Origin of the sequence: Zobellella sp. DQSA1, assembly GCF_041950555.1 — a bacterium.
Classification (GTDB): domain Bacteria; phylum Pseudomonadota; class Gammaproteobacteria; order Enterobacterales; family Aeromonadaceae; genus Oceanimonas.
Genome location: NZ_CP169531.1, coordinates 3,061,903 through 3,082,802 on the forward strand (window position 1 = coordinate 3,061,903; position 20,900 = coordinate 3,082,802).

General features: G+C 50.2%; 13 protein-coding genes. All 13 read left to right on the forward strand.

Annotation, left to right across the window (positions count from 1 at the left end):
* The first annotated feature begins 12 nt into the window (after positions 1 to 12).
* Positions 13 to 1,878: a 1-deoxy-D-xylulose-5-phosphate synthase gene (dxs, locus tag ACEVBK_RS14760; protein ID WP_375055672.1), complete on the forward strand. Its 1,866-nt coding sequence runs from the start codon at positions 13 to 15 to the stop codon at positions 1,876 to 1,878.
* A 219-nt stretch (positions 1,879 to 2,097) separates the two neighbouring features.
* Complete coding sequence (locus tag ACEVBK_RS14765; protein ID WP_375055673.1) at positions 2,098 to 3,258, forward strand: hypothetical protein; 1,161 nt, start codon at positions 2,098 to 2,100, stop codon at positions 3,256 to 3,258.
* Positions 3,255 to 4,670 carry a cytochrome P450 gene (locus ACEVBK_RS14770; RefSeq protein WP_375055674.1) on the forward strand — a complete coding sequence of 472 codons (1,416 nt, stop codon included), beginning with the start codon at positions 3,255 to 3,257 and terminating at the stop codon, positions 4,668 to 4,670. Before ACEVBK_RS14765 ends, ACEVBK_RS14770 begins: the two co-directional genes overlap by 4 nt.
* Positions 4,667 to 5,014 carry a hypothetical protein gene (locus ACEVBK_RS14775; RefSeq protein ID WP_375055675.1) on the forward strand — a complete coding sequence of 116 codons (348 nt, stop codon included), beginning with the start codon at positions 4,667 to 4,669 and terminating at the stop codon, positions 5,012 to 5,014. Before ACEVBK_RS14770 ends, ACEVBK_RS14775 begins: the two co-directional genes overlap by 4 nt.
* 325 nt (positions 5,015 to 5,339) lie before the next feature.
* A complete protein-coding gene (locus tag ACEVBK_RS14780) occupies positions 5,340 to 6,662 on the forward strand; it encodes a capsule biosynthesis protein (RefSeq protein ID WP_375055676.1) in 1,323 nt (440 codons plus the stop codon).
* Between the two features lie 922 nt (positions 6,663 to 7,584).
* Positions 7,585 to 7,956: a DVU3141 family protein gene (locus tag ACEVBK_RS14785; RefSeq protein WP_375055677.1), complete on the forward strand. Its 372-nt coding sequence runs from the start codon at positions 7,585 to 7,587 to the stop codon at positions 7,954 to 7,956.
* Positions 7,957 to 7,980: 24 nt separating this feature from the next.
* Positions 7,981 to 9,705: a polysaccharide biosynthesis/export family protein gene (locus tag ACEVBK_RS14790; protein ID WP_375055678.1), complete on the forward strand. Its 1,725-nt coding sequence runs from the start codon at positions 7,981 to 7,983 to the stop codon at positions 9,703 to 9,705.
* Positions 9,706 to 9,714: 9 nt separating this feature from the next.
* Entirely contained in the window at positions 9,715 to 10,500 is a 786-nt protein-coding gene (locus ACEVBK_RS14795) for an ABC transporter permease (RefSeq protein WP_375055679.1), read from the forward strand.
* Entirely contained in the window at positions 10,497 to 11,159 is a 663-nt protein-coding gene (locus ACEVBK_RS14800; RefSeq protein WP_375055680.1) for an ABC transporter ATP-binding protein, read from the forward strand. Before ACEVBK_RS14795 ends, ACEVBK_RS14800 begins: the two co-directional genes overlap by 4 nt.
* Entirely contained in the window at positions 11,159 to 12,241 is a 1,083-nt protein-coding gene (locus ACEVBK_RS14805) for a chain-length determining protein (RefSeq protein WP_375055681.1), read from the forward strand. Before ACEVBK_RS14800 ends, ACEVBK_RS14805 begins: the two co-directional genes overlap by 1 nt.
* Before the next feature lie 299 nt (positions 12,242 to 12,540).
* A complete protein-coding gene (locus tag ACEVBK_RS14810) occupies positions 12,541 to 13,707 on the forward strand; it encodes a nucleotide sugar dehydrogenase (RefSeq protein WP_375055682.1) in 1,167 nt (388 codons plus the stop codon).
* 138 nt (positions 13,708 to 13,845) lie between these two features.
* Positions 13,846 to 17,226 carry a class I SAM-dependent methyltransferase gene (locus tag ACEVBK_RS14815; RefSeq protein WP_375055683.1) on the forward strand — a complete coding sequence of 1,127 codons (3,381 nt, stop codon included), beginning with the start codon at positions 13,846 to 13,848 and terminating at the stop codon, positions 17,224 to 17,226.
* Between the two features lie 50 nt (positions 17,227 to 17,276).
* Positions 17,277 to 20,795 (forward strand): glycosyltransferase, encoded by a 3,519-nt coding sequence (locus ACEVBK_RS14820; RefSeq protein ID WP_375055684.1) that lies wholly within the window; start codon positions 17,277 to 17,279, stop codon positions 20,793 to 20,795.
* Positions 20,796 to 20,900 lie beyond the last annotated feature (105 nt).

A 20,900-nucleotide genomic window follows, 5' to 3' on the forward strand; every position in this document is an offset into this window, starting at 1 on the left:
AATAATAAGCCTATGAGTCTGAATATTGCCGATTACCCGACCCTGGCGCTGGCCAACCTGCCGGATGAACTGCGCAGCCTGCCGCAAGACCGGTTGCCCGTCCTGTGCGACGAACTCAGATCCTACCTGCTGCATTCGGTGAGCCGCAGCAGCGGTCACCTGGCCTCGGGCCTCGGCGTGGTAGAGCTGACGGTGGCGCTGCATTATGTATACAACACCCCCTTCGACCGCCTGGTGTGGGACGTGGGCCACCAGGCCTACCCGCACAAGATCCTCACCGGCCGGCGCGAACGCATGACCAGCATCCGCCAGTACCGGGGCCTGCACCCCTTCCCCTGGCGGGAAGAAAGCGAGTACGACACCCTCTCGGTGGGCCACTCCAGCACCAGCATCGGTGCCGCCTTAGGCATGGCCATTGCCGCCGATGAAGAAAACCGGGGCCGCAAGGTGGTGGCGGTCATCGGCGACGGGGCCATGACCGCCGGCATGGCGTTCGAGGCCCTCAACCATGCGGGCGACATCCACAAAGACATGCTGGTAGTGCTCAACGATAACGAAATGTCCATCTCCGAAAACGTGGGCGCGCTCAACAACCACCTGGCACGGATCATGTCAGGCTCCCTCTACAGCACCCTGCGCGAAGGGGGCAAGAAGGCGCTGGAAATGGTACCGCCCATCAAGGAACTGGCCCGCCGGGCCGAAGAACACCTCAAAGGCATGGTAGTGCCCGGCACCCTGTTCGAGGAGTTCGGCTTCAATTACGTCGGCCCCATCGACGGCCACGACATCAACACCCTGGTGGACACCCTGCGCAACATGCGCAAGCTCAAGGGCCCCCAGTTCCTGCATGTGATGACCCGCAAGGGCAAGGGCTACCTGCCCGCCGAACAGGATCCCATCGGCTACCACGGGGTCCCCAAATTCGACCCCAGCCACCATCAGTTGCCCAAGAGCGGCGGCGGCAGCCTCTCTTATTCCGCCATTTTCGGCAACTGGCTGTGCGACATGGCGAAAGCGGATCCGCGGCTGATGGCCATTACCCCGGCCATGCGCGAAGGCTCGGGCCTGGTGCGTTACTCCCGGGAATATCCCCAGCGCTACTTCGACGTGGCCATTGCCGAGCAGCATGCGGTGACCCTGGCGGCGGGCCTGGCCATAGAAGGCAAAAAGCCGGTGGTGGCCATTTACTCCACCTTCCTGCAACGGGCCTACGATCAGCTGATCCACGACGTGGCACTGCAGAACCTGGATGTACTGTTCGCCATCGACCGGGCCGGCATCGTCGGCGCCGACGGCCCCACCCACCAGGGCGCCTTCGATCTCGGCTTTTTACGCACCGTGCCCAACATGGTGATCATGACCCCCGCCGACGAAAACGAATGCCGGCAGATGCTCTACACCGGTTACCGGCACCCGGGCCCGGCGGCGGTACGCTACCCGCGCGGCAACGGCTGTGGCGCCGACATCGAGGAACAGATGACGGCACTGGAACTGGGCAAGGGCCGGATCATCCGCCAGGGCGCCAAGGTGGCCATGCTGAACTTCGGCACCCTGCTGGCAGAGGCACAGCTTGCCGCCGAACAACTGGACGCCACCCTGGTCGACATGCGATTCGTCAAACCGCTGGATGAAGCCCTGCTGCTGTCGTTGCTGGATGATCATGAGTTGCTGGTGACGATAGAAGAAAACGCCATCATGGGCGGCGCCGGCTCGGCGGTGAACGAATGCCTGATGCGCCACAAGCGGCCACGGCCGGTGCTGAACCTGGGCCTGCCGGATCACTTTATCGAACAGGGCAGCCAGCAGCAGATCCTGGCCCTGCTGGGGCTGGACGCCAACGGCATGGTACGCACCATCACCGAATATCAAAATCGTTAATACCCAGGCGGCACCCAGTGCCGCCGCCATTCCCGTAAACAGGATGTCAATCGCGTGGCCGACACCGCCGCTCCCGCGCCGCCGGTAAAACCCCTTGGTTAAAATCGTGGCTACGCCAGAATTGCGCCTTTGGATGCGAATTCATGCTTACCGCCGAGTGGCTTTTCAGGTAATTTATGCGCTTTCCTGATTATCTTCACATCAGCCGGGAGCAATGGTTTGACGGTTAAACAGCGGCAAGTGCTGTACATTCATGGTTTCGACCCCCGTGGGGCCGGCCACTATCACGGTTTATACCGCACTCAGTCACAACGGCAAACCAAGGTAAACGGGCTGGAGATCAGCGTATCTCGCCGCCGCCGCCGCTCAAAACACAGCCACCACTGGCAACTGAATACCCAGCGTACGGAAACCGACTATTGCTTCCTGGGGTGGGACGACATCATCCGGGGGCTATGGGCTCGGGGCTGGCCCGAGATCATCAGCGATCTGTTCTGCTTCCTGTGGGCTTATATTCTCACCGGTCGTTTTTTCGTCTTTGCCCGCGCCTCCCACAAGCAACTGATCGCCGGCTTTTACCCGGTACTGTACATACTGTTCGGCATGGGTGCCGGCCTGGCACTGGCGCTGGCCTCGGCCCGCCATCTGCCCGTATCCTTGCTGCCCGGCTGGAGCCACTACCCACTACAGGGTCTGGTGCTGCTGGCAGTATTCTGGTTGTGTATGCAGGGCATAAAACGTCTGGGCGACCGGCTGGCGGTGTTCTGGCTGCTACGCATCTATGCCTTCTCCGCCAAATGGGCAAAAGGCAAAATCCCCGGGCTGGATGAACGGATTGACCACTTCGCCAACGATATCAGTGCAGCCATACAAAACCGGAACAACGACGAAGTGGTTATCATCGCCCACAGCGTGGGCACCATGGTGGTGGTGCCCGCCATGGCACAAGCCCTGGCAAAACTGGATGACCCCACCCTGTTCGCCAACCGGCGCGTGGTGTTGATCACCCTGGGCGAATGCATACCACTGATAAGCTTTCAGACTAACGCTCACGACTTTCGCACCGCCCTGGAACAACTGGGGCAAGACCCGCGCCTGCTGTGGCTGGACTACACCGCCCCCACCGACGGCGCCTGTTTCCCCCTGCTCGACCCGGTAACCTCCTGCGGCCTGCAGCGCGCGCCCAACGCCGGCCCACGGTTGCTTTCGCCCCGCTTTTTCACCCTGTATGAACGGGGTCGTTACCAAAAACTGCGCAGAGCCTGGTACACCATGCACTTTTTATATCTGATGGCCACGGACAACCCCGGCCCCTACGATTTTTTTGCCTTCACCGCCGGCCCCGAAGGCATCGCCCAACGCTTGAAGGAACCATCATGAGTTGCCCGGTATTTCCCAAACCCGCAAAAAGCAAAGCCTCATTATGGAAGGTGTTTTTCAAGAAACGTCGCTCCTGGCTGGATGCGCTGTACGAACGCAGTTACGGCATGAAAATGGGCGAGTTCAACCTGCCCGGATTACGGCTCTACATGATCAACCAGCCCGAGCTGGTTCGGCGGGTAATGGTGCAGGACGTAGGGCAGTTTCCCAAACACCAAATGCTGGGCGACATTCTGGAACCCTTGCTGGGCGAAAGCATCTTTACCACCAACGGCCAGCAATGGCAGAAACAGCGAGACATGCTCGACCCGGCGTTCAAGCATGCCCGAGTGCAACAGGTGTTTGGCCTGATGCAAGACGCCGTGGCCGACATGTCGCAACGGCTGGCCGAGCAGGAACAACACCTGGAACAAGACATCGATCCGGAAATGACCTACGTCACCGCCGACATCATCTTCCGTACCATCATGTCCACCCGGCTGGAGCCCGAACAAGCCAACCGCATTCTTGAAGCCTTTGTTCGTTTTCAGGCCGAGTCGCCCAAGCTGGCGCTGATGAAAATGTTCAAGATGCCCAGCTGGATACAGCGTGGCGCCAGTGAGCGCAAGCGCCTGCACGCCGCCCGGGAGATCCGCACCAGCATTGAAGACATTGTTCGCCCCCGCTATCAACAGGCGGAAGCCGCCCGTGCCGGTTGCCCGCAAAGCCGGGCCGCGCTGGAACAGCAGCAGGACATTCTTTCCTCCCTGCTGCTGGCGGTGGACGAAAACTCGGGGCAGCCTTTTTCCTTCAGCGAAATTGTGGACCAAATATCCATGCTGTTTCTGGCCGGTCATGAAACCTCGGCCAGCGCACTGACCTGGTCGTTGTACCTGCTGGCCCTGTATCCCGAGATACAGGAGCAGGCCCACCAGGAAGTGTGCAGTACGCTGCAGGCCCAGCCAATCAGCGTGGAAGCGGTGAAAAAAATGATCCTGGTGCGCGACATTTTCCGCGAAGCGCTGCGGCTGTATCCGCCGGTCGGTTTTTTAACCCGCGAATGCACCCATGCTACCGAAATGCGGGACAAAAAAATGGCCAAGGGCGCGTCCGTGGTCATCTCCCCCTGGCTTATCCATCGTCACCAGGAATTCTGGGACAACCCCCACGGCTTCGACCCCTATCGCTTCAGCAACAACAACCTGAAAACCCCCTTGAGCAAGTCTTACCTGCCCTTCGGTGCCGGCCCCAGGGTGTGCATTGGAGCCGCGTTCGCCCAGCAGGAAGCCAGCCTTATCCTGGCTACCATTCTGCGCGACTACCGCTTTACCCTGGCGCCCGGCTTTGTACCCCAGCCGGTGGGCAGGCTGACCATTCGCTCGGAAAATGGCATGAAATTAATACTTGAACGCAGGAAAGAACAGCAACAATGAAAGAACGTATCGCCGGCTTTATCTTGATGTGTGCCGTAGTGCCTATGGCCATTCTGGGCTATTTGATCATCTGCTACGTGGGTTTTTTGGGTAAAACGGAGCGGGCCCGCAGCGGCGTGAGGGCCCTGGATCATTTTGTAAACGCCTCGGTGTTCAACGGCTATGCCTGGGAATCCATCTCTTCGCACGCCTGGCGCGAGCGCGACAACAAGCATTGGGCCCGTTTTGTGATTTGGATTACCAACAAGTTCCAGCAAGACCATTGCCGCCGGGCCAACAAGCGCGAGCAGCCCCTGGTGGATTTGATGCTGGCGAAAGGGCTTCATAAACAAACCATCAAGTAAGGTTCCGCGGTTAAAACCTCGGCTACGGCCAGCCCGGTGATGGGGTAAACAAAATCCCGCGGTTGAAGCCGCGGCTACGGCCGGGTCGATGAGGGTAGACGCGATTTCAATCGCGTGGGCGAACAACACCCGCCCCAAAAAAGAAAAGGACTCAATGGAGCCCACACCATCAGGCAGCGTCAACCCCTGCCTGATGAATAATCCTTTTCATATACGGCCATAGTATATCTTGTGGTAATATCGCTACCGATTTGTAAGAGCACGAAAATAACCTAAACACAACAACCCAAAAATCGGACAGCGCTTCGTTAAAACGGGATACAGAATGCACACAGTCTTGCTACTTCAGGGACCATTGGGGCCTTTTTTTCGCCATTTTTCGCGTTTCTTGGAAGAGCAAGGTTTATCTGTACATAAAATAAACTTCAACGGTGGTGACGGTTGCTGGCCCTGCAAGGGTACCAACGTTAACTACACCGGCACCCTGCCCGAATGGCGACACTTCCTCGACAACTATATACAAACCCACCGTATAGACACGGTGTTCTGCTATAGCGACTGTCGTGAATACCATGCCGTGGCCCGCCAGTTTTGCCTGAGCCATAACATCCGCTTCTTCGTGTTTGAAGAAGGCTACCTGCGCCCGCACTACATCACCCTGGAACAGGACGGGGTAAACGCGCACAGCCCCTGGTACAACAAGCTGGATGCAATACTGCCCGAGCAGCCTACAGAAATCAAAAAGCCCAGCTTCGACATCAAGCCCAACTTCAAACGGCGTATTTTCTTTGCCATGCGTTACTACCTGAGCATGCAGCTTGCCCGGCACAAGTTCCGCCATTATGTACACCACCGTCATCGCCCCTACTGGCAGGAAGCCACCGCCTGGCTGAAAGGCTGGTATACCAAATACACGCACACCGCCCTCGACAAAGGCCTGCAGCAAGAGCTGATTGACCGCCACTCGGGCAAGATATTCCTGGTGCCGCTGCAGGTGGCGGACGACTTTCAAATCCGCACCCATTCGCCATTCAAGGATGTGGCCGACTCCATTCGTCATATTCTGGAGTCATTTGCCAAGACGGAAAACAAAGAGTCCGTGCTGCTGTTCAAGCACCATCCCATGGACCGGGGCTACACCAACTACAGCGCCCTGTTAAAGGAAGAAAGCGAACGCTTAGGCATTAACGGCCGGGTGTTTTACGGGTTTGATCTGTCGCTGCCCGAGCTGTACCACCACTGCAAAGGCGTGGTTACCGTAAACAGCACGGTAGGCATTTCCGCCCTGCTGCACCTGGTGCCCACCATTACCCTGGGCAAGGCCCTGTACAATATTCCCGGCCTTACCAGCCAGTGCTCGCTGGAAACCTTCTGGGATCATCCCCAAACGGTGGATGCCAAGCGGTTTAAACAGCTCAGAGCCTTTTTATTAACCCACACTCAGCTGAACGGCAGCTTTTACTGCTCTCCCAAGGAAAGCTGCGAACATATATGGCAGCATATTCACGCGCTTATGCCCAGGCGCTCGGCAGCCCTTAACCAGGCATCGTCTTCCCCGGCTGCGGCACCGGCAAGCAACAACCCCGTTTATGCTCAAGCCCGAGTCACCACATCTGCCGTTCATCTGAAACGGCCATCCCCTCCCTAGCAGAAACCTCGGCTGCGGCAATGCCGACCGGGCATGGCGCAGTACCTATCCTCCATATAATTGAAATTGTGCCTGCAAGGCTTTTCTGCCTGGTGTTGCCACGATTTCAATTGCTAGCAGTTTCGGCGAATAATGTAACGTTGCCGGCTCCTGCATGGGCCTTGTAATTCCTGACTGCCACCCACATCTATATCGTCACATTTGTAACAATAACTCATGAACCCCTTGCAATACAGCCCCCAGCCTTAAAGATTCACTATTGCTATAAACACAATAAAAGTACCAATTTAAAATCGATTTTTACGATTAAAAGCGGCGTCATCATATTGACACGAGGCTGTGTTTTTTTTGTTCAGTTAACTTCCTGAGTCGGGTGCGTCTGATACATACGCAAGTTGACATATGAGCCTCGAAATCGTCGATAAGCGGTGTTATTATTCAACGCTCAAAAAAAACACTTTGCATATTGCAACAAAAACCGCAAAAAGATACATCAGCGGATTGGGGGCTGTAACCCAAGGGCGGTAGCGTACCTTTTTGGTTACAAAACGCTTGTATTTTGTCCTTTTTTTGCAAAATGAATAAATCAGCAACAGCTAAATAATATTAGCCTTCTTCGGCTTGATTGAAATAGAACCAGCAATGTTATCAGCTGTTACAATGCCAATAACGCCGCCCATGCCCCACCATGTTGCCCGCTTAACCGGGCCCCCAGTGTAATATGTTACACTCCCCTACTTGTGGAGCGCCGGCAGTTGGCCAAGTACGGCGCAAATAGACAGATATACCAAGGCTGAGCCCGTAAATATGTTCAGCCAACGGGCTGTATGTAAATAGCCACACACAATATAAGAGCCAAAGCTCAATACCCGGGTTTGGCCCCTTGAATCCATATATCAGATATATAAAAGAGTGTTCATCAATGCCTGCAACTAAAAACAGAGCCCTTCGTATTACACTCCTGGCGCTAGGGTTGGTTACCCTGGCCGGCTGTGCCAGCCAAGCGGGTAACAACGTCCGTTCGTCTGCCGGCGTGGCCGGTGGTAGTGAGCTTACTCCCGAACTGAACAGCTACCTTTCATCGGCGGTTGCGGGCGCGGTAACCCTGCCCTACTCCCCCTGGGGCAACGACGTAACGGTAATGGCCGATACCCCCTATTTTGCCGCCAGTGGCCGCACCTGCCGCGAGCTGGAAGTGACCCTGAACAACGGCATAACCCAACAGCACATCGCCTGCAAAACCGGCAACACCTGGGCCCAGGTGCGCCCGGTAACCCGCCTGCTTAACCGTTAATCATCATTTTCCGGAACATCATCAATGAGTAACCAACTAAAAAAACGGGTGGGTAGTTCCTGTCTGTTCGCCCTGCTCGCCCTGTGTTCAACCGGCCTGCAGGCCCAGCTGATTGGCGCCGGTGCCGGCGATTTGCCCGCCGAGCAACAAAGCCGGTTCAGCGACCAAGCCGAAGTAGACAAGGCCACCACCAACAGCAACACCAACTGGCAGAGCGGCCGCTACGGCCCGGTAAAAAACAATACGGCCCGCAAACCGGGCGAAGCCATTCCCAGCTTTGGCAACCATCTGTTTTCGGGCGGGTTCCGGGGAGTAAGGGCCGACGACCTGAATGCCGACTATGTGGTTGCCCCCGGCGACCAGGTAACCCTGCGGGTATGGGGCGCGGTGGAAATAGATCGGGTGCTGCCGGTAGATGCCCAAGGCAACATTTTTATTCCCGGCGTGGGCCCCATCAAGGTTCAGGGTGTAAGGCACGGCGAGCTGGATGGCCGGGTACGCAACGCCGTTAGCTCCATTTATTCCAGCAACGTGCAGGTTTACACCAACCTGCAGGGCGTGCAGCCGGTGTCGGTTTTTGTAACCGGTTACGTTCAAAACCCCGGCCGCTTTGCCGGCACCCCCAACGACTCGCTGCTGTATTTTCTTGACCAGGCCGGCGGCATAGACGACGCCACCGGCAGCTACCGCAATGTGCGGGTAGTGCGCAACGGCAGCACCATTGCCACCGCCGACCTTTACTCCTTTCTTATAGAAGGCAGCCTGCCCCGCCCGCAGTTCCGCGACGGCGACACCATAGTGGTGGAAGAGCGCGGCCCCACCGTAACGGTGGAAGGCGACGTAGCCCGCCCCTACCGCTACGAACTGCAGCCCGGCGCCATGACCGGCCAGGCCCTGCAGGAACTGGCCCGCCTTAAATCCAACGTAACCCATGTGCTGCTGCGCGGCGCCCGCTCCAGCGGCCCGGTTTCCAGCTATATCGACGTGGCCGACTTTGGCCGCCAAAACCTGCAAAGCGGAGACCAGGTGGTATTCAGCAGCGACATGCGCGACGACACCATAGTGGTGCAGCTGGAAGGCAGCTATTACGGCCCTTCCCGCTTTGCCCTGCCGCGCGACGCCCGCTTGCATGAACTGCTGGACGCCATTGCCGTACCGCAGGACATGACCGACGTAAACAGCGTCTCGCTCAAGCGGGTAAGCGTGGCCGAACGCCAGCGGGAAGCGCTGGAAGACAGCCTGGCCAGGCTGGAAGCCACCTACCTGGGCGCTTCTTCCGCCACCAATGAAGAAGCGCAGATCCGAGTGCGGGAAGCCGAGCTTATCAGCAAATTCATAGAGCGTGCCCGCGAGGTAGAGCCCAACGGCCGCCTGGTGCTGGCCAGCAATGGCCAGATCAGCAACATCCGCCTGCAAGACGGTGACGTAATCACCATTCCGGAAAAATCCGACTCGCTGCTGATAAGCGGCGAAGTGCTGGTGCCCCAGTCGGTGGTGTTCAGCCCCGGGCGGCGGGCCAACGACTACATTCAGGGCGCCGGCGGCTTTACCGACAGAGCCGATAAAAAACGCATCCTGGTGGTGCGCCAGAACGGCGAAGTACGTGAAGCGGCAGACGTAACCCTGCGCCCGGGCGACGAAATTCTGGTGCTGCCGGCCGCGCCCACCAAGAACCTGCAACTGGCCAGCACCTTGACCCAGATCCTCTACCAGATAGCCATTGCCGCCAAAGTGGCGATAGACCTGTAAGGACTACCGATGCAAACACGTAGTTCCTGGCAGGTTACCCGCAACGTATGGCATGCCATGTTTATGCGGGAAGCACTGGCCCGCACCATGAGCGACCGCTTCGCCGCCTTCTGGATGCTGGCCGAGCCGGTGTTGTTCGTGATGATCATGATAGGCGTGCGCCAGTTGCTGGGCCGGGTAAGGGTAATAGCCGGGGCCGATTTTATTCCCTGGCTGCTGGTGGGGTTGATGACCTTCTTCCTGTTTCGGGACGGCATGACCCGCGCCATGGGGGCCATTAACGCCAACAAGGCGCTGTTCGCCTATCGCCAGGTAAAACCGGTGGACACAGTGCTGGTGCGCTGCGCGCTGGAAGGGCTGCTGAAAACCATGGTACTCGTGATCCTGCTGGTGGGCGCCGCCCTGCTCGGCCACGACACCTTTCCCGACAATCCGCTGGGTACCCTGTTTATCTGGGGCTCTGTGTGGCTGCTGGGTACGGGCATAGGGCTGGTTGTTTCGGTAGGCGCCACCCTTATACCGGAAGTGGAAAAAATTGTAAGAATGATGGCGATCCCGCTGATGTTGATCTCCGGCGCAATTCTCCCGGTTAACTTTTTACGGCACGACATACAGGAATTTGTGCTCTATAACCCGATTTTACATGGCATAGAGCTGATCCGGCTGCAGTTTTTTCACCGCTACGTCACCCTGAGCGGGGTGGATCTGCTGTATCTGTATTACTGGGCCTTGGGCAGCATTGCCCTGGGGTTGCTGTTACACGTTAAATTCAGCATCAGGCTCAAGGCACAATGATTACGATAAAAAACCTTTACAAGCGCTACCACAACCACCATGGCAGCAACTGGGTGCTGAAAGATCTCAACTTCACCATTCCCACCGGCACCAGCGTGGGCCTGGTGGGCCGCAACGGGGCGGGCAAGTCTACCCTGTTGCGGCTGATTGGCGGCATGGACGCCCCGGACAGGGGCGAAATAATCCGGGACTGCAGCGTATCCTGGCCCATCGGCCTTTCCGGCGGTTTTCAGAATTCCATGACCGGCCGGCAAAACGTGAAGTTTGTGGCCCGGGTGCACGGCAGCAACCGGAACATGGACGAGATTATCAGCTTTGTTGAAGACTTTGCCGAAATAGGCAAGGCGTTCGACGAACCCGTGCGCACCTATTCCAGCGGCATGAAAAGCCGGCTTTCGTTCGGCCTTTCCCTGGCGTTCGACTTTGACATGTACCTTTCCGACGAAGCCACCGCCGTGGGCGACAAGGCCTTCAAGGCCAAGGCATCCAAGGCCTTTAAGGACAAAGTGGGCAAGGCCGGGCTGATTATTGTTTCGCACAGCGAAGGCATTCTTAAAGATCTGTGCCAGGCGGGCATTTTCTTGCACAAGGGCACCGCCACCTGGTTTGACGATGTTAACGATGCCATTGCCTCCTATCATGAGAGTATAAAAAAATAATGATGTTGTTTTACAAGAAGCACCCTTATTGGCTGGTATGTGTGGTTTCCATACTCTGCGTGGCGTTTTACTGGAGCCTGTGGGCCACGGACAGATATGTATCCGAAGCGCACGTAGTGCTGAACAGCCCGGATGTATCCACCAGCATCAACTTTTCGGCCCTGCTTTCCGGCGGGTCCACCGGCAAGGGTGACCTGCTGCTGCTGCGCGACCACCTGCTCTCGGTGGACATGCTCAAAAAGCTGGACGAAACCCTGGACCTGCGCAGCCACTACAGCAACGGCAACATAGACATGTGGGCCCGGCTGGGCAAGGAAGTGCCTACCGAGCATTTTCACAAATATTACCTGAAGCGTATTCGGGTAGAAATGGATGACTACGCCGGCGTGCTGCGCATTCGCTCCCAGGCTTATGATCCCGACATGGCCAACGCCATTACCGGCATGCTGCTGCGGGAAGGCGAGCAGCACATGAACCAGATGGGGCAACGGCTGGCGGAAGAGCAGGTAAGGTTTATTGAAGTGCAGGTAGACCAACTGGCAGAGCGGCTGCACATTGCCCGCGAAGCCGTGCTGGAATACCAGAACGAGAATGGCCTGGTCTCCCCCAGCGGTACCGTAGAAAGCCTGAGCGCGGTGGTTGCCAACCTGGAAGCCGAACTGGCCAAGCTGAACGCCCGCCGTAGCGCGCTGAGCGATTTTCAGAGCACCCGCTCCCCCGAAATGGTAAGAATAAACAGCGAAATTGCCGCCCTGCGCAAGCAAATAGGTGCGGAACAATCCCGTATGGCCACCAGCTCCGGCAATGCCCTGAACAGCATTACCGCCCAGTACGAAACCCTGCAAATGCAGGCGGAATTTGCACTTAACCTCTATTCAAACGCCCTGATTGCACTGGAAAACACCCGGGTAGAAGCCATAAGAAAGCTGAAGCAGATTTCGGTATTGCAAACCCCGACCATGCCGGAATATTCCGTAGAGCCCAAGCGGCTGTACAACACCACCGTGTTCGCCATTCTGGCCATATTGGCGGCCCTGATCACTCAGCTTATTATTGCCATTGTGCGCGACCACCGGGATTAAACTGAATCAACACGGTACTCATGGGGCGGTAGACGATTGTTTATTTTCGTAAAAAACACCCCGCCCCAATCAAAGCGTAGACGCGAATTTATTCGCGTAACAACAACGGCGCTAGTATAAAAACACCCTACAAGGCAACAAAAATAAAACGTTTATCGCTTTCAATTTTGTTACACCATTTATCACGAATAATAAAAAATAATTTCTGGAGAGAAGTTAAAAATAAAAAAACAATAATAAAAACCACAAAGAACCTTGAAAGTTACACTCAACTACTCAGCATACGAAAGGAAAAAACGATGAAAATTACAATTGCAGGCACCGGATACGTTGGTCTTTCTAACGCCATGTTGTTGGCCCAACACAACGAAGTAGTAGCCATCGACATAGTCCCTGAAAAAGTGGCCATGCTCAACGACAAAATATCCCCGATTGTAGACACCGAAATTGAAGACTTCCTCAAAAACAAGGAACTCAACTTCCGTGCTACACTCAGCAAGGAAGAAGCATACAAAGATACCTCTTTCGTTATTATTGCCACCCCCACCGACTATGATCCGGAAACCAACTACTTCAACACCAAAAGTGTTGAAGCGGTTATCAAGGATGTTATGGCAATTAACCCCCAGGCAGTGATGATCATCAAGTCAACAGTACCCGTGGGTTACACTGCCAAAATAAGCCAGGAATTCAATTGCAATAATATCATTTTCTCCCCCGAATTTCTGCGCGAAGGCAAGGCCCTGCACGACAACCTTTACCCTTCCCGCATCATCGTGGGTGAACGTTCCGAGCGTGCCCAACAGTTTGCCGGCCTGCTGAAGCAAGGCGCCATCAAGCAGGATGTGTCGGTGCTGTTTACCGACAGCACCGAAGCCGAGGCCATCAAGCTGTTTTCCAACACCTACCTCGCCATGCGCGTGGCCTACTTCAACGAGCTGGACACCTACGCCGAAACCCACGGCCTCAATACCCAGCAGATTATTGAAGGGGTAAGCCTGGACCCGCGTGTAGGTGGCCATTACAACAACCCTTCCTTCGGCTACGGCGGCTACTGCCTGCCGAAAGACACCAAGCAGCTGCTGGCCAACTACCAGGACGTGCCCAACAACATGATCCAGGCCATTGTGGATGCCAACACCACCCGCAAAGACTTTATTGCCAACTCCATTATCAAGCGCCAGCCCAAGACAGTGGGTATTTACCGCCTGGTAATGAAAACCGGCTCCGACAACTTCCGCGCCTCGGCCATTCAGGGGGTAATGAAGCGCCTCAAGGCCAAGGGCATTGAAGTGGTTATTTACGAGCCGGTACTGAAGGAAGACAATTTCTTCAACTCCCGTGTTATTCGCGACCTGGCGGAATTCAAGGCCATATCCGACGTGGTGGTGGCCAACCGCCTGTCCGATGCCATCAGCGATATCCAGGAAAAAGTGTATACCCGAGACTTGTTCGGCAACGACTAAGCAGCAAAAACTCTAAAGACAGCGGTAAAGAATTTTCTTTACCGCTGTCTTCTTGTTATTGCTTAAGTTTTATTTATTTCAGTAGAAAGTACTGAAAGCGCGTTCCCCGCCCCCATTATTAACGCAGTGAATTTGATTATGTCGCAAGAACTGATACACCATACAGTGCAAGACAAAGGGAAAGATCTTAAGGTGGTATCGTCAATGCTGCCTCAGCTTTCCACTCGCTCCATGTTTTTCAGGCCGAAATATCTGCAGCAATCCGATTGGCTGGTGCATATTCCATTCGCCTTTTGGCTGGTGGACGTATGCCGGCCAAAGGTACTGGTTGAACTGGGGGTAGGAAAAGGCTCCTCCTATTTTGCCTTTTGCCAGGCCGCCGACAAGCTGAACAGCGAAACCCGTTGCTACGGTGTAGACAAATGGTCCGACGAAAACGGCAAGACTGATGAAAAAACCTACAATCAGGTAAACCAGTACAACGAAAGCCAGTATCAGGAATTTTCTCGCCTGCTCAAAGGCCAGTTTTCTGATGCCCTCTCCCGCTTTGCCGATGGCAGCATAGACCTGCTGCATATAGATAACCGGATGGGTGGCGAAGCCTTGGAGAAGCTGCTGGAACAATGGTTGCCCAAGCTAAGTAACCGGGCGGTGCTGCTGATCCACGGTACCGGCAGTGACAAGCTGGAGCAGGATCGCCGCACGCTAATGGGTCAGTTAAAGCAGAAATACCCCCACTTTGAACACGAGCAGGATAACACCCTTACCTTGCTGCTGGTTGGCAAAGAGCAACCCACCACCCTTACCCGGCTGATCAGTTACCAAGAGGGTGATAGCACTTACCAGGTAATACAGGAAGTATTCGGCCGCCTGGGCCGTGCCAGCGCCGATGCCTGGCTGGGCGCCAATAGCAGCCAGCAGGTGCAAAAGCTCAAAAGAGAAATAGAAACGCTGAAGCAGGCCGCATCTGATAATGAAAAATCCATTCGGGAAATATCAGAAACGCTAAAAAAGCAAAAAGTTGATCTCGAGAAAAAAAATAGCAATAACAAAGTTCTTGAACACGAGATTGCCAAATTAAGCGAAGAAAAAACCACCATCACTAGCCAGCTCAGTGAGCGGATTGCCTTGCTTGAAGACATCAAGCAAGAGCAAAGTGAAGAAATTGATAGCCTTTATCGTAAAGCACAAGAAGCCATTGCCAAGGTCACCGAGCAGGAACAACTACTGGAAAAAACCAATGATACCCTTTCCCGGCATCAACAGCTCTTGGAAGAAAGCACACAAGAAAAGCAACAACTCACCCGACAGCACGAAACCTTTACAACGAAGCAACAGCAACTTCAACAAGAACTTGAGCATAAAAACGTTTTATTAAAAAACAAAGGAGATGAATTAGAAGCCTTAACTCTGACTCACATTCAACTGAAGAATGAGTTAAATGGTTTAACCGAAGATATTGCGCAACGCTCCAAAAAATTAATTGAATATAAAAAGCAGTTTTCAGAGATCAAAGATCAGCTCACTAGCAGAAATGCTGATATAAAAGAGCTCACTGCCACCATTGCTCAAAAAGAAGAATATATTACCCAACGTAACATGAAGCTGGCCGCCTTAACCGAGCAACTGGAGCACAGTAAGACAAGCTATAAAGAGCAGCAGCAACATCACCAGGCTGAACAGGAAAAACAGCAAAACGTTATCCAACAGCTACTGCAAGAACAGCAACAGCAGGTCCATTCAGCCACAGTGCTGGAGCAAGAGAAGCTTGCTCTCTCTGAGGAAATAGAGAAGCAGAATACAGAGCTTCATCTACTCCAGAAGCAAGTTGGTAAACTGCGGCAAGATAATGAGCAACAAGAGCATACCATTGCACAATTTCAGCAAGAAAAGACTGAATACGAAAAACAACTTTCTGTAATAAATACTCAACTTACCGATAAAATAGCTGAGAACAAAGAACTGGCTGTAATAGTATCGGAAAAAGACGCCGCCATTGAACAGCGTTTTAGGGAACTCGCCGTTCTTACTGAGCTACTGGATGAAAAAGATACAAAGCTGACCCAAGAGCAAGAACTGGTATACCAACTGCAACAAGAAGAAAAGCAACTTCGTGATACCATTACGCAGCTGGAGCAAGAAAGAACAGAATATGAGGAACAGCTTGCTACCTTGAGCTCTCAACTTGCCGATAAAACAATAGAAAACAAAGAACTAACTGCAATAGTGTCGGAAAGAGATGCGACCATTGAACAGCGCTTTAGAGAACTTGCAATTATTACTGAACTGTTAGAGAAGAAAAATGCAAAACTAACCCAAGAGAAAGAGCTAGTTCACCAACTACAGCAAGAAAAAAAGCACCTTCGTGATACTATTGTACAGTTGGAGAAAAAACAAACCTCGCAAGATGAATACCTAGCCGAGGTCACCAGTCAACTTACGAATAAAATCACTGAAAATAAAGAGCTTTCAGCTATCCTATATGATAGAGAAGAGTCTATTTCTCAAAGATTCAAAGAGATCGCTATTCTTACTAGTGAAATGGAAGAGCTTCACAAAGAAGTTGACAAACAAAAAACAAAGACACAAAACATAAAGGAAGAATGTAATCAAAAAGATGGAAGCATCAGTAAGCTTCAACAGGTCAGAAAAGAGTTAGAAGAAGAGCTAAACGACATTACTATTCGACTTACTGAAAAGAGAGATGAGAATATAGTTTACTCTAGCATGCTTATTGACAAGGATGAGTCAATAAAGCAGCGTTTTGAAGAAATTGCTACACTTACCAACTTATTAGAGCAACGTGAATTTGAATTAAAAGAACAACGAAATGAGAGCAAAGTGCAATATAGAAAAATAAAGCAGCTGACTCAAAAAGTTGAAACTCTAATTAGAGACAAAAAAGACATATCCAACAAGTTTAAGTTACAAGAAAAAACATTAACAATAAAAAACAGAGAACTTGAATCAAAGGTAAACGCTTTTAATACATCCATAAAGGAAAAAGAAAAAGAGTTGGAGAAACGATTTCATGAAATTGCTAAACTAACTCAATTATTAGAAACCAGAACCGAAGAAAAAGAAGTAAAAAGTCTTAAAGAATCGAATGACGAAAAAAGTGAAGTGAAAGATGAAGTACAAAGCATCCCACAACGACCTGATTTAAATTCTCAAGAAAAAAATTGGAAGAATGTTGTTTCCAGAAAATTTGGTTTAGATAAATCAGAAAAAAGAAAGAAACTACTTTCTCAAATAAAATTAATAAAGTCCTCCGAATATTTTGATGAAGAATGGTACTTATCACAATACCCAGACGTTGCTCAAGCAAGGGTAGATGCGGCAGAGCATTTCATTCGATTTGGTGGCTTCGAAAATAGAAACCCCAGTATAAAATTTAATACTGGGTGGTATTTTAATACTTACCCTGACGTTGCTAGCTCAGGTACTAATCCCTTAGTCCACTACTTACGTTTTGGAAAAGAAGAGGGGCGCCTTCCCATACCCGAAGCAAACAGTTAACATATAAAACAAAAAACTGTAACATTACTTTGATTTTGATAGGTAAAAGCATGGATATTAAAGAACTGGTAAAGTTGGCTAGAAGCTCAAAAATGGTGCACAGAAATTGGTATCTTGAACAATATCCTGATGTGAAGATATTGAACATGGAACCAGCAGAGCATTATCTAAAATATGGTGCAATGATGGGGCGGAATCCAGGGAAAACATTTGACACTGAATTCTATTTAAACACATACCCTGATGTCAAAAAATCTGGATTAAACCCCCTAATCCATTACTTTCTCCATGGTGAAAAAGAAGGTCGCGCAAGAACAGCAAAAAGCTCATCCTCTCTGATAAAAAGAGAAATAAATGCGATAAGGAAAAAACTTTATACATATGGATTTCTTGAGCAACCACTTCAAGAACTGAACGATATTATAAAGTCAGGAAATATTCATTCAAAAACCCTCGCTTCTAGAGAACTTGCTCTCTGGTATATGAGAAAAAAAACAAAAGAGGGTTATGAAAACTGCCTTTCCCTATTGAATGAATGTTTAAAGGAAGGTAAAAAAATAAAGATTGACGCAGAATTCATCAACAAAACAAATCTTATTAAACTTCTTTGCCTTTATCATCTCGACAAGAAAAAAGAAGGTATTGAACTTATAGAGCAGCTTACTGAAAATAAACTTTTTACAGCCGATCTCTATTTGGTCGCATCAAATCTTTTCGAAAACTCAGATGATAAAATATCTTATATAAATAAATGTCTAAATTTATATAACATCCCACCGATAAACACTCAACCATCATCCTTTAACGAAAGTCTATATGATAGACTGGGCGCGTCCTTGCCATCTTATAGGTTTAGCAGAAATAAAAATGGTAAAGTAACCATCTTAATTGCTTCATTTAATGCTGCAGATACATTACCAACCACGCTAAGATCTCTTCAAGAACAAACATGGAAGAATCTAGAAATATTAGTACTTGATGATTGCAGCACTGACAACACTAAAGAAGTTGTCAACTCATTCTCAAAAGACGACCCTAGAATAAAACATGTATTAATGAGGCAGAATGGTGGCGCATATATTGCTAGAAACCATGGGTTAGATATAGCCACTGGTGAATTTATTACAATACATGATGCTGATGACTGGTCACACCCAATAAAACTAGAAACACAAATAAGATTCCTGCTAGAAAATGAAAATGTGATCGGTTGTACATCCCAACAGGCAAGAGCAAACACAAACCTTAGTTTCACCCGATGGACAGGCCACGGCTCATTTATAATCACCAACACATCATCATTTATGTTCCGAAAGGAACCAGTATTAGAAAATCTTGGATACTGGGATACTGTTCGCTTTTCGGCCGATAATGAATTTATTCGAAGAATACAAAAATTTTTCGGTAAAGAAGCTGTACAGGATCTTCCTACAGGTCCATTATCATTTCAAAGAGACTCAGATACATCTGTAGTTGCAAATGAGTTTTTTGGTATCAATGGTACACTTTTTGGAGCTCGGCAAGAGTACTTTGAGGCTCAAGCTTATTATCATGAAAATGCTAAAAGCTTGTATAACAACTCCAATAGCAAAGATGTCAACTTCCCTGCACCTTATTGTATGCGAGGAAAAAGCACCCTTTCTGTTGATGACACACTCCACTTCGATGTAGTGATAGCATCTGATTTTAGAATGCCTGGTGGTAGTGTACAATCCTGCATAGAAGAGATCAGGGCCCACAGAAAATCTGGTTTAAAAACTGCAATAATGCAAATATGTCGTTATGATCTCGAAGGAACTATATTGCCAGAAGTTAGGAAAGAGATAGATGGCGAACTGGTAAACATGATTGTCTATGGCGAAAAAGTCACTTGTGATCATTTGATAATTAGATATCCGGCTGTGCTTCAGCATTATCAACGGGTATTGCCCGAAGTTAAAGCAAGAAAAATCAGCGTTATAATTAACCAACCACCAATGAGTGATTATACCGAAAATCGAGTGGTTCGTTATAGCTTAGATAAATGTGCTGAAAATATCCGTAAGTACTTTGGACAAGATGCGACATGGTATCCCATTGGTCCATTAGTTCGTGACGCAATTAACAATCATCACAAAGATGAACTCCACCACATCGACTTATCCAATAATGATTGGAGCAATATCATCGATACCGAAGAATGGTATTCTGGTGAAAGAACAAGAATACAAAAAGATAAATTAAGAATAGGAAGGCACTCTAGAGATCATTTTGTAAAATGGCCAGCAACCAAAGAAGAAATTCTTTCTATATATCCTGACGATAATAATATTGAGGTTCATATCTTAGGTGGAGCACAGTCACCATCTGAAATTATTGGTTACACACCAAAAAACTGGATCATACATGATTTTGGAGCCTTGAGTCCGAAAGAGTTCTTATCCAATATAGATGTATTCATATACTTCTCTCATCCTGACTGGGTTGAGTCTTTTGGCCGTGTCATTATTGAAGCTATAGCTGCAGGGATACCAGTAATTCTGCCAGAAATTTATAAACCTCTATTCAAAGAATCAGCTATCTATTCAGATTATGACTCAGCAATTAAAATTGCAAAACACCTTCACGACAATCCTAAGGAATACAATAAACAGGTTCAGACGGCTCTAGAGTTTTCTAGGAACAATTTCAGTTACCAAATGCATATAAATCGACTGGAAATACCCCAAAAAAAACAGACCAAAAAATTAATAAAAGTAGCTGAGCACTCAGGTAAAACCTCCACCAATGACTTAAAAAGTATCCCCCACAAACCATTCGATGGAAAGGTAGATAAAGAAAAAACACTTTATAATTTCAGCGATGGTAATTTCCAATACGATTTACTATGGGCACCTAAAGAAGGTTCTGATAGGTTATTTATCTTGTTTTCAGGGGATGCCATGAGAACTAAAAATAATCCCCCAGTATTTCAACGCTGGAGCTGGTCTGAACATTTCCCAGGTCATTGTCTTTACATATCCGATCCTTCATTACACCTCCATCCAAAACTAGGTTTAGCATGGTATGCAGGAACTTCTACACATGACCCAATGGAAACCATACAAAACATTATTGGAAAAATAGCATCACAACTCAACATACCCAATAAGAGTATAATATCATATGGCTCTAGTGGGGGTGGCTTTGCTGCTTTACGACTATCCCTTTTCATGGATGGTATATCAGTAATCACAATAAACCCCCAGACTGTGATCACAAAATACAGTCGAAATGCTGTTGAACGATATCTAAAAATTTGTTTTGGCGGGCTTACTCAGATTGATGCACTTAAAAACTTTAGTGAAAGACTTGACCTGGTTTCTCATGCTAAAAATGGTGCATTTAGCAGTTCTAAAATTATTTACATACAAAACACCTATGACACCCATCATTATGATGAACACTTCAAGCCATTCCTTGCAGAAGTAGAGAAGCATAATGAAGGAAAAAACTTCACCCATATATTATTCTCCCATCCTGGTGGGCATAAAAAAGCAGAAACCCCGGAGGTATTTACAAAAGCCATGAGCATAGTGACAGAATCTTAAAAGTCCTGAGGAGGGTTTGGAAAAACAGATAAACCAAGCCCTACCTCACTCAAAGCGATATTATTTTGATTATTAATCCGACCCTCAAATAGGTTTACTTTTATC

Excerpts from the sequence above, each read along its gene's own strand:
- dxs (WP_375055672.1), top strand. The coding sequence starts at position 13 with ATGAGTCTGAATATTGCCGATTACCCGACCCTGGCGCTGGCCAACCTG.
- ACEVBK_RS14770 (WP_375055674.1), top strand. The coding sequence starts at position 3,255 with ATGAGTTGCCCGGTATTTCCCAAACCCGCAAAAAGCAAAGCCTCATTA.
- ACEVBK_RS14775 (WP_375055675.1), top strand. The coding sequence starts at position 4,667 with ATGAAAGAACGTATCGCCGGCTTTATCTTGATGTGTGCCGTAGTGCCT.
- ACEVBK_RS14780 (WP_375055676.1), top strand. The coding sequence starts at position 5,340 with ATGCACACAGTCTTGCTACTTCAGGGACCATTGGGGCCTTTTTTTCGC.
- ACEVBK_RS14785 (WP_375055677.1), top strand. The coding sequence starts at position 7,585 with ATGCCTGCAACTAAAAACAGAGCCCTTCGTATTACACTCCTGGCGCTA.
- ACEVBK_RS14790 (WP_375055678.1), top strand. The coding sequence starts at position 7,981 with ATGAGTAACCAACTAAAAAAACGGGTGGGTAGTTCCTGTCTGTTCGCC.
- ACEVBK_RS14795 (WP_375055679.1), top strand. The coding sequence starts at position 9,715 with ATGCAAACACGTAGTTCCTGGCAGGTTACCCGCAACGTATGGCATGCC.
- ACEVBK_RS14800 (WP_375055680.1), top strand. The coding sequence starts at position 10,497 with ATGATTACGATAAAAAACCTTTACAAGCGCTACCACAACCACCATGGC.
- ACEVBK_RS14805 (WP_375055681.1), top strand. The coding sequence starts at position 11,159 with ATGATGTTGTTTTACAAGAAGCACCCTTATTGGCTGGTATGTGTGGTT.
- ACEVBK_RS14810 (WP_375055682.1), top strand. The coding sequence starts at position 12,541 with ATGAAAATTACAATTGCAGGCACCGGATACGTTGGTCTTTCTAACGCC.
- ACEVBK_RS14815 (WP_375055683.1), top strand. The coding sequence starts at position 13,846 with ATGTCGCAAGAACTGATACACCATACAGTGCAAGACAAAGGGAAAGAT.
- ACEVBK_RS14820 (WP_375055684.1), top strand. The coding sequence starts at position 17,277 with ATGGATATTAAAGAACTGGTAAAGTTGGCTAGAAGCTCAAAAATGGTG.